The 1243-nt window shown below is 67.5% G+C and carries 1 protein-coding gene; it reads right to left on the bottom strand.

Features of this window, described 5'->3' with window-relative positions; translation table 11 throughout:
• Positions 1-512: 512 nt before the first annotated feature.
• The coding region (locus ACTWQJ_RS51540; RefSeq protein WP_443313225.1) for a transposase at positions 513-1243 on the bottom strand (731 nt) is incomplete at its 5' end.

Raw genomic sequence — 1243 nt, 5'->3', positions numbered from 1 at the left:
AGCAACCCGAGCCGGACTTCATCGGATAACCCGATCCATGGATGCATATCCGTGTCAACGAACCAGCGCCCCGGCGGTCACCGCGCCTGGAGAGGAACTACGTGCACCTCTCAAGCAACGGCATTGACCGTTGTCGACGACGTAGCGGACCGCATCGATCATCCAATGCCGCGAAGTTAAGGGCCCGTTGGCGATGTCAAGGGCGGGTGAGATGCGAAGGGGCCTCTGCTATCCAGGGGATCGACCAAGATCTGCCTGAGAAAGCAGAGGCCCGATGCCCCAGTCTGTCACGAGCGGAACCGATAACGTGTTCGCATCCGCTGATATCGGCGAGTTAACCTCGATTCGTCAGGGGGTTTTCGGTCGCTGATCGGCGCGGCTGTTCGCCCGTAATGTCCTCTGCCGTTGGAAGACGGGCCGTCGCGTGACGCCGCGGGGTGCGCCGGGTTCCACGGGCCCGGAGGTCGCGGGTTGTCCTCCTTCCTGGTCCTCGTCGGGGCGGGAGCCGGCCGTCAGGTGACGGCCGGAAGCTGCGTGAGCCTGGTCCAGCTGGTGGTGAACGCCTGGGCCCAGGGCCAGGTTCGCTCGATGCGCAGGATGCGGCGGCGGGCGTGGCGGGCCAGGCGGGCCGGAAGGTGGTAGAGGCGCAGGCGCATGGTGTCCGGCTCGGCGTCTTCGAGGCCGTCCTGGTCGTGCAGGGTGAGCAGCCGCAGCCAGGTGTCGAGGTCGGCGGCGAGGTTCGCGGCGAGCATCCAGCCCGTGTTGATCTGCCACGACTGTGAGGGCAGGTTCGCCAGCCCCATGGCCTTGCCTGTGCGGACGCGGTCTTCGACCTCGGCGTGGTCGCGGTGCAGGGCGTCGAGGAACTGGATCTGGTGGGAACCGGCGATGCCCCACATGTGCCGGATGTTCGTCGCCGTGATCGAGTAGCGCCAGCCGGTCTTCTGCTCGAAGGCGGTCAGCTTCTTCATGTGCCGCCTCGACGGGCGCACGCGGCGGACGACCAGCCGCATGCCCTGCGGCCAGCCGTCGCGGGTGTTCAGGTAGGTCAACTCGGCGACCTGGTAGCCCGCTTGGAGGTCGCCGTCCTGCGTCAGCGAGGTCTCCCACGCGTGTTCGGGGAGCCTCGCGATCGCCGCCTCGTCCTCGGGCGTGATCTTCCAGCCGACCGTGTAGCGGACCGTGCGCCGCTTCGTGTTCAGCGCCTGCAGGTGTTGAAGCAGGCCGTGGGTGGCGCCCGCGC

Origin of the sequence: Streptomyces sp. KR55 (assembly GCF_052245645.1) — a bacterium.
Classification (GTDB): domain Bacteria; phylum Actinomycetota; class Actinomycetes; order Streptomycetales; family Streptomycetaceae; genus Streptomyces; species Streptomyces flavusporus.
Note: the sequence above shows the minus strand (reverse complement) of the source record. Positions and strands in the feature narration are given on the sequence as shown.